The following is a 1,002-nucleotide window of genomic DNA, read 5'->3' as shown; positions in this document are numbered from 1 at the left end:
TGGAGTCGTCCTTGAAATACCACCCTTGTAGTTTTGATGTTCTAACGTTGGCCCCTGAATCGGGGTTACGGACAGTGCCTGGTGGGTAGTTTGACTGGGGCGGTCTCCTCCCAAAGAGTAACGGAGGAGCACGAAGGTTGGCTAAGTACGGTCGGACATCGTACGGTTAGTGTAATGGTAGAAGCCAGCTTAACTGCGAGACAGACACGTCGAGCAGGTACGAAAGTAGGTCATAGTGATCCGGTGGTTCTGAATGGAAGGGCCATCGCTCAACGGATAAAAGGTACTCCGGGGATAACAGGCTGATACCGCCCAAGAGTTCATATCGACGGCGGTGTTTGGCACCTCGATGTCGGCTCATCACATCCTGGGGCTGAAGTCGGTCCCAAGGGTATGGCTGTTCGCCATTTAAAGTGGTACGCGAGCTGGGTTTAGAACGTCGTGAGACAGTTCGGTCCCTATCTGCCGTGGGCGTTTGAGAATTGAGAGGGGTTGCTCCTAGTACGAGAGGACCGGAGTGAACGAACCGCTGGTGTTCGGGTTGTCATGCCAATGGCATTGCCCGGTAGCTACGTTCGGAACTGATAAGCGCTGAAAGCATCTAAGCGCGAAGCAGGCCTCGAGATGAGTTCTCACTAGAGCTATAAGCTCTCTGAAGGGCCGTTGAAGACTACAACGTTGATAGGCAAGATGTGGAAGCATAGTGATATGTTAAGCTAACTTGTACTAATTACCCGTGAGGCTTAACCATACAACGCCAAACGCGTTTTATGTGATAGTTGATAGCGCAAGAAGTTAATAGACTAAAGTAGATTTACTGAAAACTTTATTATCAGAATTCCAAATTTTAGTTAATTGCTAACGCGATTAACACCAAATTTGCTTGGTAACAATAGCGTTTTGGACCCACCTGACCCCATGCCGAACTCAGTAGTGAAACGAAACAGCGCCGATGATAGTGTAGCATTTGCTATGTGAAAGTAGGACATTGCCAGGCTCCAA

2 rRNA genes are annotated in these 1,002 nt (G+C 48.9%); both read left to right on the top strand.

From position 1 onward, the window contains the following. Positions 1-751 (top strand): 23S ribosomal RNA (locus tag H5182_RS21975); the annotation flags it as partial. Positions 752-882: 131 nt separating this feature from the next. Beyond that, positions 883-997, top strand: a 5S ribosomal RNA gene (rrf, locus tag H5182_RS21970). The last annotated feature ends 5 nt before the right edge of the window (positions 998-1,002 follow it).

It is taken from the genome of Pseudoalteromonas sp. SG44-17 (assembly GCF_014164235.1).
GTDB classification, from domain to species: Bacteria; Pseudomonadota; Gammaproteobacteria; order Enterobacterales; family Alteromonadaceae; genus Pseudoalteromonas; species Pseudoalteromonas rhizosphaerae.
This window is presented reverse-complemented; position numbering and strand designations above follow the sequence as displayed.